This window comes from Salinicola peritrichatus, assembly GCF_003206715.1.
GTDB classification, from domain to species: Bacteria; Pseudomonadota; Gammaproteobacteria; order Pseudomonadales; family Halomonadaceae; genus Salinicola; species Salinicola peritrichatus.
In genome coordinates, this window is sequence record NZ_PZJU01000070.1 from 1 (window position 1) to 12,748 (window position 12,748).

12 protein-coding genes are annotated in these 12,748 nt (G+C 62.0%); 5 read left to right on the forward strand and 7 right to left on the reverse strand.

Annotation, left to right across the window (positions count from 1 at the left end; all coding sequences use genetic code 11):
• The first annotated feature begins 959 nt into the window (after positions 1-959).
• Together DOM57_RS19765 and pepN are read left to right on the forward strand one after the other, a co-directional pair.
• Positions 960-1,373: a YbaN family protein gene (locus DOM57_RS19765; RefSeq protein WP_110650982.1), complete on the forward strand. Its 414-nt coding sequence runs from the start codon at positions 960-962 to the stop codon at positions 1,371-1,373.
• A 166-nt stretch (positions 1,374-1,539) separates the two neighbouring features.
• Positions 1,540-4,221 (forward strand): aminopeptidase N, encoded by a 2,682-nt coding sequence (gene pepN / locus DOM57_RS19770; protein ID WP_110650984.1) that lies wholly within the window; start codon positions 1,540-1,542, stop codon positions 4,219-4,221.
• 89 nt (positions 4,222-4,310) lie between these two features.
• On the opposite strand, the gene DOM57_RS19775 is transcribed toward pepN, so the two are convergent.
• From DOM57_RS19775 to DOM57_RS19785, 3 genes are all read right to left on the reverse strand, one after another.
• A complete protein-coding gene (locus DOM57_RS19775) occupies positions 4,311-4,598 on the reverse strand; it encodes a hypothetical protein (RefSeq protein ID WP_110650985.1) in 288 nt (95 codons plus the stop codon).
• Positions 4,599-4,618: 20 nt separating this feature from the next.
• The gene (nfo, locus tag DOM57_RS19780) at positions 4,619-5,467 is read right to left on the reverse strand and encodes a deoxyribonuclease IV (RefSeq protein ID WP_110650987.1); all 849 of its coding nucleotides are present in this window, start codon (positions 5,465-5,467) and stop codon (positions 4,619-4,621) included.
• Positions 5,468-5,575: 108 nt separating this feature from the next.
• Positions 5,576-6,187: a hypothetical protein gene (locus DOM57_RS19785; protein ID WP_110650989.1), complete on the reverse strand. Its 612-nt coding sequence runs from the start codon at positions 6,185-6,187 to the stop codon at positions 5,576-5,578.
• A 110-nt stretch (positions 6,188-6,297) separates the two neighbouring features.
• Here DOM57_RS19785 and DOM57_RS19790 point away from each other — a divergent pair, with 110 nt between their 5' ends.
• Positions 6,298-6,501, forward strand: a complete 204-nt coding sequence (locus DOM57_RS19790) for a hypothetical protein (protein ID WP_110650991.1) — start codon at positions 6,298-6,300, stop codon at positions 6,499-6,501.
• Positions 6,502-6,597: 96 nt separating this feature from the next.
• On the opposite strand, the gene DOM57_RS19795 is transcribed toward DOM57_RS19790, so the two are convergent.
• From DOM57_RS19795 to DOM57_RS19805, 3 genes are all read right to left on the reverse strand, one after another.
• Positions 6,598-7,395, reverse strand: a complete 798-nt coding sequence (locus DOM57_RS19795; protein WP_110650992.1) for an HpcH/HpaI aldolase family protein — start codon at positions 7,393-7,395, stop codon at positions 6,598-6,600.
• A 35-nt stretch (positions 7,396-7,430) separates the two neighbouring features.
• Complete coding sequence (locus DOM57_RS19800) at positions 7,431-8,399, reverse strand: tripartite tricarboxylate transporter substrate binding protein (RefSeq protein ID WP_110650994.1); 969 nt, start codon at positions 8,397-8,399, stop codon at positions 7,431-7,433.
• A 155-nt stretch (positions 8,400-8,554) separates the two neighbouring features.
• Positions 8,555-9,052: an Lrp/AsnC family transcriptional regulator gene (locus DOM57_RS19805; RefSeq protein ID WP_110650996.1), complete on the reverse strand. Its 498-nt coding sequence runs from the start codon at positions 9,050-9,052 to the stop codon at positions 8,555-8,557.
• Positions 9,053-9,286: 234 nt separating this feature from the next.
• On the opposite strand from DOM57_RS19805, the gene DOM57_RS19815 reads away from it, so the two are divergent.
• Positions 9,287-10,993: a 2-isopropylmalate synthase gene (locus DOM57_RS19815; protein WP_110650999.1), complete on the forward strand. Its 1,707-nt coding sequence runs from the start codon at positions 9,287-9,289 to the stop codon at positions 10,991-10,993.
• Between the two features lie 87 nt (positions 10,994-11,080).
• Here the strand turns inward: DOM57_RS19815 and DOM57_RS19820 are convergent, their stop codons facing one another.
• Positions 11,081-11,926, reverse strand: a complete 846-nt coding sequence (locus DOM57_RS19820) for a formate/nitrite transporter family protein (RefSeq protein WP_110651001.1) — start codon at positions 11,924-11,926, stop codon at positions 11,081-11,083.
• 125 nt (positions 11,927-12,051) lie between these two features.
• On the opposite strand from DOM57_RS19820, the gene DOM57_RS19825 reads away from it, so the two are divergent.
• The gene (locus DOM57_RS19825; RefSeq protein ID WP_239496335.1) at positions 12,052-12,738 is read left to right on the forward strand and encodes an MgtC/SapB family protein; all 687 of its coding nucleotides are present in this window, start codon (positions 12,052-12,054) and stop codon (positions 12,736-12,738) included.
• Positions 12,739-12,748: the final 10 nt, after the last annotated feature.

Sequence of the window (12,748 nt, forward strand, 5' to 3'; positions counted from 1 at the left end):
GGGGACCACCTCATCGTTCCGCCACAGATCCTGACGAAGGAAACGGCCTCGAGCTATCCTTATCAACTAACCGATATTCCGCCGCAAGACTGGTCAATCCAGTCCTTTCAATGAAAGGAGGGGGCGCCGAGCCGACGCCCTTTTTTGGTATCCATACCCTAGCGTAGTTGAAAGCTTTGGCCGATCCCCTGGCTTCATGCGGAACGTTGCTTCACTGCAATCGCCTACTTGGCTGTGAAACTGGACGGTCCCGCTTTTTAATGTCGGGTGTATGACCTTGGGCGCGCAAGCTGTGAGGGCGAAGTATTGATCTGATCGACATGCGTGTCCGACATCAGCTACTCGCTATGGATCGAGGATGCACGACGGTGCTTATTGCAGTTTTCGATAAGCGGCGCATCCCTTCGAGGTAATAATTTTCATACGCCGACTCAGCCGGTGGGATAAGTATAAGGCCAGATGCCTCTGGACAAGGCGGTTGGTGCTTTTCGCACCCAGAATTCGGTCGTGATAGATGACACGAAACGAATGCCGAGGCTGTGGTTCGCCTTCTGGTAATGACAGCAAGACGCCCGGTTTTTGCCGCAGCTCAGTAGGTAGTGCTCAGATGGGACAGCCCAGCGCACTGTCGCCGATTGTCTAATATCCGATAATTACCAAGGCTCTCAGGGGGAGCTCTCCCTGGCATTGGGTTTCTCCGAGCAAGGCCACTTCACACGATTCTGATCCCGGCAAGTGCCGATAGCGCCAATACGCCCTTGGGTTAGGGGAGCCGATAGCCCAACCCGTGGGAAGCTATGCACCCTATGATTAGGGTAGCGTTGCCTCATCGGCAATAATGAACGGCATTGGCAGATTCAATGGCCTTTGGTTGGAGAGCGCGACACCGGCTGGTTTACAATGGGCCGAGTGGTCTTGTGAAGAAGGCCTGAACGAACATCAGCGGCGGGGAGTGCGGCATGCGCAATGCCATCTATGTCAGTCTGGCTGCCATCAGCTTCTCGCTGGGCGTGATCGGCCTGTTCCTGCCGGTGATGCCGACCACCTGTTTCATGCTGGCGGCGGTCTGGCTCGCTTCCAAAGGCTCTCCGCGGTTTGCCAACTGGATTCGCAATCATCCCCGCTTCGGCCCCTCCATTCAGTCTTGGGGGCGCGAACGCGCGATTCCCAAGCACGCCAAGATCATGGCCGTAATCATGCTCAGCATTTCCTGCCTGGTCATTGCCTTCACCGTCGCCCTGTGGCCGCTCAAGCTCGGCCTGATCGTCGGACTCGCGCTACTCGCGACCTGGATCGTCACCCGTCCGCTGCCGAGCCTGCAGTGCCCGATGCGTGAGCTGTGGCCGGAGGAGTCCACTCCCGAGCGGCGCTGATTGCTCTCGGCGAACGCCGTCGCCGATTTCGTTCCTCCATTCGCTCTCTTTATTCGATAAGGGTCCGCTCACGCGGGTAGAATGTCACCCAATCGTCGACGGGAGCCTGGCATGGCTCCGAGTCGACTTCCACATTCTGCTTTCCATATTGACAAGGAGCGTTGCCATGTCTCGGATGCAAGCGACCTATCTCAAGGATTACCTGCCGCCGGCGTATCGCGTCACGCATACCGAGCTCACTTTCGATCTCGATCCGTCGGCGACCCGGGTCAAGGCGCGCTTGCATGTGGAGCGCAACTCTGAACACGACCCCGGGGAGCGCGAGGCAGGGCTGCCGCTGGAACTCGCCGGCGAGCAGCTGAAGCTGATCAGTATCGCCATCGACGGCCAACCGCTGGAAGCCGGCGAGTACGAGGCGGACGAGACGGGGCTGGTCGTGCCGCGGGTGCCGGAGCGCTTCCTGCTCGATACCGAGGTCGAAATCGACCCCGATGCCAACACCGCGCTGGAAGGGCTCTACCGCTCCAACGGCATGTTCTGCACCCAGTGCGAGCCAGAAGGCTTCCGCCGCATCACCTTCTATCCCGATCGCCCGGACGTGATGGCAACCTTCTCCACCACCGTGATCGGCGATCGCGAGACGCTGCCGGTGCTGCTCTCCAACGGCAATCCGGTGGAGAAGGGCGAGTTGCCCAACGGCCGCCACTTCGTCACCTGGGAAGATCCGCATCCCAAGCCCAGCTACCTGTTCGCGCTGGTAGCCGGCAGCCTGGAGAAGGTCGAGGATCGCTACACCACCATGAGTGGCCGCGAGGTGCTGCTGCAGATCTGGGTCGAGGAGGAGAATCTCGACAAGACCGAGCACGCCATGGCCTCGCTCAAGCGCGCCATGGCCTGGGACGAGGAAACCTACGGTCGCGAGTACGATCTCGACCGCTTCATGATCGTCGCCGTCAACGACTTCAACATGGGCGCGATGGAGAACAAGGGGCTCAACATCTTCAATTCGGCGGCGGTGCTGACCCATCCGCAGACCGCCAACGACGCCACCTTCCAGCGTGTCGAAGGTATCGTCGCCCACGAGTATTTCCACAACTGGTCGGGCAACCGCGTCACCTGCCGCGACTGGTTCCAGCTCTCGCTGAAAGAGGGCTTCACGGTCTTCCGCGACCAGACCTTCTCCGCCGACGTCAATTCGGCGCCGGTCAAGCGCATCGAGGACGTGTCGTTCTTCCGCACCGCGCAGTTCGCCGAGGATGCCGGCCCCACCGCGCATCCGGTGCGCCCCGACCATTACATCGAGATTTCCAACTTCTACACCCTGACGATCTACGAAAAGGGCGCCGAAGTGGTGCGCATGCTGCGCCACCTGCTGGGCTGGGAAGACTTCCGTCGCGGCAGCGATCTCTATTTCGAACGCTTCGATGGCCAGGCGGTGACGATCGAGGACTTCGTCGCCTGCATGGCGGAAGTCTCGGGACTCGATCTCGAGCAGTTCATGCGCTGGTACGCCCAGGCCGGCACGCCGGAGATCGACGCCCACGGCGAATACGACTACGCCAAGTGCGAATATCACCTGCGCCTGTCGCAGCGCACCCCGCCGACGCCGGGGCAACCCGACAAGCTGCCGCTGCACATCCCCATTCGCATGGGGCTGGTCGGCACCAAGTCCGGCCGCGACCTGACGCTGACCTTAAGCGGCGCGAACGGGACCGATGAAAACGGGGATAAAGAAACCCTGGGCACCGATGGCGTGCTGCATCTGCGCGAGGCCGAGCAGACCTTCGTCTTCACCGATGTCGAAGAGGCGCCGGTGCCGTCGCTGCTGCGCGGTTTCTCGGCGCCGGTGAAACTGCGCTATCCCTATTCCCGCGAGGAGCTGGCGTTTCTGCTGACCCACGATTCCGACGGCTTCAACCGCTGGGATGCCGGCCAGCGTCTGACCATGCTGGCGCTGGACGACCTGATCGCCGCCCATCGCAACGGCGTCGAGAAGGTGATGGATGTGCGCCTGGTCGAAGCCTACCGCAGCCTGCTGAACGAGCCGACCGACGACAAGGCGGTGCTGGCGGAGATGTTGACGCTGCCGTCGGAAGCCTATATCGCCGAACAGCAGCCGGTGGTCGATGTCGATGCGATCCACGCCGCGCGGGAGTTCGTGCGCCAGTCGCTGGCGTATGAGCTGCGCGACGACTTTCTCGCCATTTACCATGGCAATCAGAGCGATGAGCCCTATGCGCCAACGCCGGAGCAGATCGCCCAGCGCCGGCTCAAGAACGTGGCGCTGGCTTACCTGATGAGCATCGAGGACGACGAGGCGGTCGCGCTGGCGCAACGGCAGTTCGAGGACGGCGCCAACATGACCGACGTGCGCGCCGCGCTGACCCTGCTGGCCCACAGCGAGCGTACCGACCTGGCCGAGCCGGCGCTCAAGGCGTTCGGCGAGCAGTGGGCCCACGATCCCTTGGTGATGGATCAATGGTTCACCATCCAGGTGACCCGGCCCCAGGCCGACGTGCTCGAGCGCGTGCGCTTCTTGATGGGACACCCGGCCTTTTCGCTGAAAAACCCCAACAAGGTCCGCGCACTGATCGGCGCCTTCGCCCAGAACCGGATCAACTTCCACCGCCTCGATGGTCAGGGCTACAAACTGCTGGCGGACGTGGTGATCGAACTCAACCGCCTCAATCCGGAGATCGCCGCGCGCATCATCACGCCGCTGACGCGCTGGCAGCGCTTCGACGACGAGCGTCAGGCATTGATGAAGGCCGAGCTCGAGCGCATCCGCGCCGAGAAGCTCTCGCCCAACGTCTTCGAGATGGTCGAGCGTGCGCTGGCCGACGCTTGAAACGGCGCCGGCCGCGAATGCTTCGCGGCCGGCTCGTGAGCCAGTCTGGCAGGGCGGCGCCAATCAGCCTATATCGAGAGCAACCACACTCAACGAATCAACCAACTGAGCACCAGCAGCCCCAGCAATAGCCAGATGAACCCGCCGATCACGCCGCCGCGCAGGAAAGAGCGGAGGCCGTTGACCAGCAACAACACACCGATCACCAGCACGGCGATACTGAAGATCGAATCGTCGATGCCCAGCGCGCGGGTGAGGCCGTCGACGAAGCCGTCCATGGCCTGCCAAAGGTTGGCGAAGAGGGCGTGAAGCAGGTCGACGATGGTACGAATGACATTGCCGATCGCTTCGCCGAGCCAGTTGAAGAAACCGTCCATGGGCTATTTCCACTATCCGATCAGGCGACAGGCTGCTGGTCGCGCAGCCACTGAATCTCCTGGGCCCAAATCTCGGGCTCGATGGTTTCCAGGATCAAGGGGATATCGTCGGTGCGGGGATCGCGCATCAGTGCGGTGAATGCGGCCGTACCGATATTGCCCTGGCCGAGGCTGTGATGGCGGTCGACGCGGCTGGCGAATTCGCTCTTGGCGTCGTTCAAATGCATGCCACGCAGATAACGCAAGCCGACGATGTTTTCGAAGGCGTCGAGCATCGCGGTGGCGCCCGCTTCGCTGCGCAGATCGTAACCGGCGGCGAAGGCGTGACAGGTGTCGATGCAGGCGCCGACCCGCGATTTGTCGTCGACCTGTTCGATGATCTCGGCCAGGTGTTCGAAGCGGAAGCCGAGATTCGAGCCTTGCCCGGCGGTGTTTTCGATCACCGCGACCACTGACCGGGTGGCGGCATGGGCTTCGTTGATCGACTCCGCGATACGCGCCAGGCAGTCGCTTTCGCTGATTCTATTGAGGTGGCTGCCGGGGTGGAAGTTGAGCAACTCGAGTCCCAGCTGCTCGCAACGTTGGCATTCGTCGACAAAGGCGGCGCGTGACTTGGCCAATCCCTCGGGCTCCGGATGGCCGAGATTGATCAGGTAGCTGTCGTGGGGCAGGATCTGCGCCGGGCCGAAACCGTGCTCGGCACAGGCACGTTTGAAAGCCTCGATGGTCGCCGGTTCGAGCGGCTTGGCTTTCCACTGGCGCTGGTTCTTGGTGAACAGGGCGAAGGCATTGGCGCCGATCTCGGTGGCGCGGATCACCGCCTGATCGACACCACCGGCGGCGCTGACGTGTGCTCCAATGGTTTTCATCTCGTATTTCCATCCGTCTTCCTGGCGGGCGAGTCGCAGTCTATCAGGCGTACGCCACGGCTGTCCCCCGTATGCTGGCGCACGGGGGCAGGAACGCGGAGAAGCCGATCATTCATCCGAGAACGATACCCCGTCATTGATGATTTCCAGCTGCTTCAGCGCTTCGCCGCGAGAGAACGGCGCCTTCCGTGGAGGATCGTAGACTTCGCCATTGGTGCCTTGCACGATCAGGTCGATGGCATAGCAGGTTTCGTCGATCACGGCGCGGTAGCCCTCGATGCTCTGGAAATGGTTCATGCCGGCATCGCCGAGCGTGAAGCCATCAAAGGGGTTGCCGCCAATGGTGGTTTTCGACGGCATCGCCCGGGCGTTGGGTGGCGGCGTCAGGCAAGCCCCGACCGCGGCGGGGTCGCGGCTTGCCCCCAGGCGCCACAGGCCGGTGGCGAGGTCATTGGACTCGGGCAACGACAGCGTGATCAGGCGCTTGCCGGGCGTATCATCGGCAATCTGCCAGCTGCCATTTTCGAAATAGCCGGAAGGATCGCCATCGATGCGTTCGAGCGAACGGTCGTACTCGAGCGTGACGGGATAGTCGGTTGCACGGTAAGTCGCCATGTCGCTCTCGGTGGTCTGGCGAGAGGTGTCGCCTTGTTGCTGGCAGGCCGTGACAAAGCCGGCGCAACAGAGCGTTAATACGATTTTGAAGCGCGTCCGTGGCATCGGTCGTTCCTTGGAAAAAAGATAGGGTTCAAGTTTGTGGATTTCGGCGCCGATAACCCTCCTGTTGGGCCAACAGCCTGACGACTTCAACGCGGAGCAAGGAGTTTGCGATGGATACCGCAGTCAATGCCGCTGTTGGCACTGCGCTGGCGCTGCAACAATTCAATCAGGGACAGGAAGCGCAGGCCAACCTGCTCAAGCAGTCGCTGGATGGGCAGGCTGCGCATATCGAGCAGTTGATGTCTTCCGTCTCCTCGGAGCCGGGGTTGGCAACATCGGGAATGGTGGGTACGCAGATCAATACCTACGCTTGAACGATGTGCTTGTCACCGCGCCCACCGAGGCGCGGTTTTTGTATTCTTCGGTAGCTTCGCCGGGGCTGAACTGCCCGCTGGGAGAGCGGTTCCGATTCAATAGCCGAGACTCGATTTTGGCTTGGGCGTCTCCGGCTTGTAGCGAGAGATCGTTTCGACGGCGGCCTGGCGCAGCAGGCTGATATCGATGCCGACGGCAATGAAATCGAAACCCCATTCGGCATAGCGTCTGGCGTCGGCTTCGGCGGGTGCCAGGATGCCGGCCGCCTTGCCGGCGGCATGCGTTGCTTCCAGGGTATGGCGAATCATCGCCTGGACATCGGGATGGTTGGGATTGCCGACATGGCCGATGCCGGTGGAAAGATCGATCGGGCCAACGAAGATCGCATCGACGCCTGGCGTGGCGGCGATCGCTTCGGCGTTGTCGACGCCGGCCCGGGATTCCACCTGCACGATCAGGCATAGTTCCTCGTGGGCACGAGCCATGTAGTCCTCGACGGCATCCCAGCGTGTGGCGCGGGTCAGCCCGCCGCCAACACCGCGGAAACCGTGGGGCGGATAGCGCGTCGCGGCAACCAGATCGGCTGCCTGTTCGGCGTTGTCCACCATCGGGATCATCAACGTCTGGGTGCCGATATCGAGAAGCTGCTTGATCAGCGCCGGATCGTGATTGACCGTGCGCACGACCGGCGCGCAGGGGTAGGGGGCGATCGCCTGCAACTGTGCCAGGACGCTGGGCACGTCATTGGGCGCGTGCTCGCCGTCGATCAGCAACCAGTCGAAGCCGGTGGTGGCCAGGATCTCGGTGGCGTAGCCGGTGCCGAAGCCGGCCCAGCAGCCGTAGCGGGTTTCCCCGGTGAGTGAGTCCTTGAAGCGGTTGCGCGGTAGTTGCATGTCAGCCTTTTCCTTGTCAGCCATGGGGCGAAGGCTTAATGCGTCAGCCCCATTTCCTGCATGATGTTACCGAATTTCTCGTCATCTTCGGCCATCAATTGACCAAAGTCATCGCCGTTGCGCCATTCCACGCCATAGCCCTGCTTGGCCATGAAATTCTGGTAGGCATCGCTCTCGTAAGCTTTCTCGAGCGCCGCTTCCAGCGTCTGGACCACGTCCTCGTCCATCCCCTTGGGGCCGACGATGCCGCGCCAGGTGGCCATCGTGAAGTCGCTGTCGATCTGCTCCTTGACCGTCGGTACATCGGGGAAGCTTTCGAGCCTTTCGGAAGCCATGATGCCCAGACTGCGAACCTTGCCGGCATCGATCATCGAACGCGCTTCCGGCACCGACGAGCCCACCAGGTCGATACTGCCGGAGGCCAGTTCGGTCATTGCCGGCGCGGCACCCTGGCTGGGAACCCAGGTGACCTTGCCTGCTTCCACGCCCTGATCCATCAGCAGGCCATTGAGTGCCACGTGCCAGATGCCGCCCAGCCCGGTACCGGAGGCGGTATAGGTGCCCTGGGAGTTATCCTTGACCTTGTTCACGAAATCTTCGAGGTCTTTGAATTCGGAATCCTCGGCCACCGACAGACTGGCCGAGTCGGCGTTGATCTGTCCGATCGGCGTAAACGCCTCATAGGTGAGGTCGGTGAGCCCTTGCCAATGCATCATGTCCAGCTCGACCGTCGCCATGCCGATGGTGTAGCCATCCGGCTGGGCGTTGGCGATGGCGGTGTGGCCGACCACGCCGCTGCCGCCGGTGCGGTTGACCACGTTGACGGTCTGGCCGAGCTGCTCCTCGAGCGAGGAGGCGATGGTGCGCGCGGTGGCGTCGGTGCCGCCGCCGGCCGCCCAGGGTACGATCAGCGTGATCGGCTTTTCGGGGTAATCGGCCCAGGCCAGCGGCGATGCCATCAGCGTGGCGGAGAGCAGTAGCATCAGGGAGCGCTTGTTGTTCATGAATGACCTCGCGTGGCGTGCTCGGTACCTGCCGACGGTCGCGGGAAAGGGTGTGGGCGACCATGGTGGCACTCGTTGTCAGGATGACTTTTGCACGCAAAGTCATAACAGGGCGCCGTGGATGCCACAATTGCGCCATCGTCTAATGTGTGGCGTCAGCGGGGGGCAATCAGGTCGGTGGGGACGGGGCGGTGCTCGAACACCCGACGCAGCACGAAGCTGGTATGGGCGCCGGTGACACCTTCGATGCGATTGATCACATGCAGCAGCAGGTGTTGATAGTCATCCATGTCGCGCACCAGGATCTTGAGCTGAAAATCCGCCGCCTGGCCGGTGATGATGAGGCACTCGACGACGTTGGGAATATCGTGAATATGGCGCTCGAAGTTATCGAAGCGTTCGGGCGTATGCAGGTCCATCGAGATATGCAGTAACGCCATCAACTGGTAGCCGAGCTGGCGTGCATCGACATCGGTGCGATAGCCGAGAATCAAGCCGTGCTCCTCTAGTGCACGTACACGTCTCAGGCAGGGCGAAGGCGAGAGCCCGATACGATCGGCCAGCTCCTGGTTGCTGATGCGTCCTTCCTGCTGCAGCAGCTCGAGAATACGGCGATCGTAACGATCGAGAGAAAGCGGTGTGGGCGAGGGCATTGGCAGTTTCTGTCTCGAAGACCAAGAGATGAGCTAGATTATTTCAGGATAACGCGAAGTGGGTCGTTTTTCGCAAGGATCTGTCGCGATAAAAGCTCTACACTGTTCACGCTGTCAAAAGCAGCCTTGGAATCGGCGTCTTCTATCCTCGACGCCGATTCATGACCGGTTTCGCCAAGAGCGACCAAACGACATCGAGTTCTCACCCTCAGGATGACTTTCAGGACCATTGCCATGTCTGCCTTCGATCATCGCGCCTTCGATCATAGAAAGTACCGCCCCGCGCCCCGCGTCCCCGCCTTCGACCGCCAGTGGCCGGACCGTGATCTCGATCACGCGCCGATCTGGGTCAGCGAAGATCTACGCGACGGCAACCAGGCGCTACTCGAGCCGATGAGCGTCGAGCAGAAGAAGCGCTTCTGGCACCAGATCGTCAAGGTCGGTATCAAGGAGGTGATGGTCGGCTTCCCCTCGGCCAGCCAGCCGGATTACGACTTCGTGCGCTGGCTGATCGAGGAGGACCAGATTCCCGAGGACGTCACCATTGCCGTGCTGGTGCAATGCCGCGAGCATCTGATCGAGAAGACCTTCGAGTCGCTGGTCGGGGTCAAGCGCGCCATCATCCACCTCTACAACTCCACGTCGACCGTTCAGCGCGAGCGGGTGTTCGAGCTGGATCGCGCCGGCATCGTCGATATCGCCGTCAGCGGCGCGACCTGGGTCAAGAGCTATTCGGAGCGCTGTCCCGACGTCGACTGGCGCTTCCAGTACTCTCCGGAGAGTTTCTCCAGCACCGAGATCGACTTCTCGCTGGAGATCTGCGAGGCGGTGATGGACGTGTGGCAGCCGACTCCCGACAACAAGTGCATCCTCAACCTGCCGACCACGGTGGAAGTGGCGGGGCCGCACCATCACGCCGATCAGATCGAGTACTTCTGCCAGCACATCAAGAACCGCGACAGCGTGATCATCTCGGTGCATACCCACAACGACCGTGGCGGTGCGGTGGCCTCTGCCGAACTGGCGCTGCTGGCCGGCGCCGAACGGGTCGAGGGCACGTTGCTGGGCAACGGCGAGCGCACCGGCAACATGGATATCGTCACCCTGGCGATGAATCTCTACAGCCAGGGCATCGACCCAGAACTCGATCTTTCCTGCCCCGACGAGATCATCCAGGTGGTTCACGAGTGCACCGGCATCCAGATGCACCCGCGCCATCCCTGGGTCGGCGAGATGGTCTACACCGCCTTCTCCGGCAGCCACCAGGACGCCATTCGCAAGTCGCTCAAGAAGCAGCGCCCGGACGAGCCGTGGCAGGTCGCCTATCTACCGATCGACCCGCGCGACATCGGCCGCGACTATCAGGCGGTGATCCGCGTCAACAGCCAGTCGGGCAAGGGCGGCATGGCCTTCCTGCTCGAGCGCGACTACGGTATCAGCCTGCCGCGCTGGATGATGCTGGCGCTGGCGCCGCATGTGCAGAAGGAGAGCGAGAAGCGGGCCAGCGAACTTTCCAGCGAAATCGTCCGCCAGGTGATGTTCGACAACTTCCAGCGCGAAGCGCCGTTGTCGCTGGCCGACTACCGGCTTGCCAAGGGTCAGGACGAAGGTATCGAGGTAACGCTGTGGCAGGGCACGGAGACGTTGCGTCTGTCGGGTTCCGGCAACGGGGCGATGTCCTCGTTCACCGATGCCTGGCAGAAGCATTCCGGCGTCAATGTCGGCATCGTCGACTACAGCGAGCACTCGCTCGGCGGCGACAGCGAGGCCAACGCCATCGCCTTCGTCCAGCTCAACGTCGGCGGCCAGCGTGTCTGCGCGGTGGCCGAGGACAGCGACACCGTCAGCGCCTCGCTCAAGGCGGTGATCTCCGGCATCAACCTGGCCGAGGAGCAAAACCGCACACGGGCACCGAGCGAGCTGGAAGCCGCAATCAAATGACCATCGGCTGACAGTCGCCGGCGACGGCTCCGACCGAACCGACGAGGGCGCCATCCGGCACCCTCGTTGCGTCGGGGAGTGTATAAGCTAGTGATCGCTGTCGCTGCGAATCTGAGCATGGCTGATCAGAGCGAAGATGAAGGTTCCGCCGACCACGTTGCCGGCCAGCGTCGGCAGGCCGAAGTGAAACAGATACTCCGGCCAACTGGCCTGACCGGCGAAGACCAGATACATCACTTCCGTCGAGCCGACGATGATATGGGTGAATTCGCCGATCGCGACCAGATAGGTGACGATCAGGATCACCCATATCTTGGCGCTGCCCGCGCTCGGCAACAGCCACACCATGGTGGCGATCATCCATCCGGCGATGATGCCCTTGGCGAACATCTGCATCGGCGTGTTCCCGAGAATATTCTCGCCCAGCGTAATGAAGACTTCATGAGTGGGCGTCGAGAAGATCGGCAGGGTGAGAATGGCCCACGCCGAAATTGCCACGCCGACGAGATTGCCGAACAGCACCACGCCCCACAACCGCAGCAGTTGCAGCAATCGCATCACGCGGGGCTGGCTCATCACCGGCAGCACGGCGGTGACGGTGTTCTCCGTGAAGAGCTGCTGGCGCGCCATGATGACGACCAGAAAGCCGACGGTATAGCCGAGCGATTCGATCAGGAAGCCGACGTCGCTCTCGGGCAGGCGCGCGCGCAGCAGCCCCTTGGCCAGCATCGAGAAGCTCATCGAGAGCCCGGCGGCCATCGCCGACCAGAACAGGGCCGAGACCGTACGGCTCAGTTCCTTCTGACCTTCCTCGCGGATCGTTTCGTGAACCGCGGCGGCGCGTGACGGCAACTTGTCGTCATTGAGTTGCAGGTCGTGCTCGTCGTCTTCTTTCACGCGGCTGGGGGGCGTGAGGTGGTTGGGATCGGTCAAGCAAGCATTCCTCGTATAGTCAACGGACGCGGGGGGCAGAGACGATTGCCAGCGCAAGGCGGCGTCGGGAGCTACGCTGAAACATAGACGCAAAACCGCAAAGGAGACAGACACGGATGTCGCCCATGTCCGAGACGATTTTGTTGCATCTGGGAATGGCCTGGCTGGCGGGCAGCCTGATCGGGCTGGAGCGGACCTTTCACGGCCGGCCGGCGGGTTTTCGCACCCATGCGCTGGTGTGCGTCGCTTCGGCGTTGCTCATGATCGTCACTGCTTATCAATGGCAGTGGCTTGGCAGCGAGGTGCCCGAAGCGACGATACGCACCGACCCGACCCGTATGGCCCAGGGCATCATGACCGGCATCGGCTTTCTCGGTGCCGGGGTGATCTTCAAGGAGGGGCTGACGGTGCGCGGGCTTACCACGGCCGCGTCGATCTGGATGACTTCCGCGCTCGGGATTCTCTATGGCATCGGGTTTGCGTTCCCGGCGGTTCTGGCCACCGTGATCACGCTGCTGACGCTTTCACTGTTTCGGCTGGTGGAGGCCCGCATGCCCAGTCGTGTGTTCGCGCGCTGCATCCTGCGATTCGACAGCCAGCAAGTCCTGCCCGAGCCCGCGGTGTACGAACTGATGCGAACCCACCGTTTTCGTATCGAAAGCTTGAGTTACCGCAGCCACGACGACGGCCGCCAGTTCGAATATCGGCTGATGTTGCGTACCCATGACCGCAAGTACATCGCGCCGCTGGCGGCCGACCTGCGAGTCAACGAACGGTTGCTGGAATTTCAACTGTCGCCGACCGGCGACTGAAACGAGACGG

Coding starts and splice junctions, on each gene's coding strand:
- DOM57_RS19765 (WP_110650982.1), top strand. CDS start 960: ATGCGCAATGCCATCTATGTCAGTCTGGCTGCCATCAGCTTCTCGCTG.
- pepN (WP_110650984.1), top strand. CDS start 1,540: ATGTCTCGGATGCAAGCGACCTATCTCAAGGATTACCTGCCGCCGGCG.
- DOM57_RS19775 (WP_110650985.1), bottom strand. CDS start 4,598: ATGGACGGTTTCTTCAACTGGCTCGGCGAAGCGATCGGCAATGTCATT.
- nfo (WP_110650987.1), bottom strand. CDS start 5,467: ATGAAAACCATTGGAGCACACGTCAGCGCCGCCGGTGGTGTCGATCAG.
- DOM57_RS19785 (WP_110650989.1), bottom strand. CDS start 6,187: ATGCCACGGACGCGCTTCAAAATCGTATTAACGCTCTGTTGCGCCGGC.
- DOM57_RS19790 (WP_110650991.1), top strand. CDS start 6,298: ATGGATACCGCAGTCAATGCCGCTGTTGGCACTGCGCTGGCGCTGCAA.
- DOM57_RS19795 (WP_110650992.1), bottom strand. CDS start 7,395: ATGCAACTACCGCGCAACCGCTTCAAGGACTCACTCACCGGGGAAACC.
- DOM57_RS19800 (WP_110650994.1), bottom strand. CDS start 8,399: ATGAACAACAAGCGCTCCCTGATGCTACTGCTCTCCGCCACGCTGATG.
- DOM57_RS19805 (WP_110650996.1), bottom strand. CDS start 9,052: ATGCCCTCGCCCACACCGCTTTCTCTCGATCGTTACGATCGCCGTATT.
- DOM57_RS19815 (WP_110650999.1), top strand. CDS start 9,287: ATGTCTGCCTTCGATCATCGCGCCTTCGATCATAGAAAGTACCGCCCC.
- DOM57_RS19825 (WP_239496335.1), top strand. CDS start 12,052: ATGTCCGAGACGATTTTGTTGCATCTGGGAATGGCCTGGCTGGCGGGC.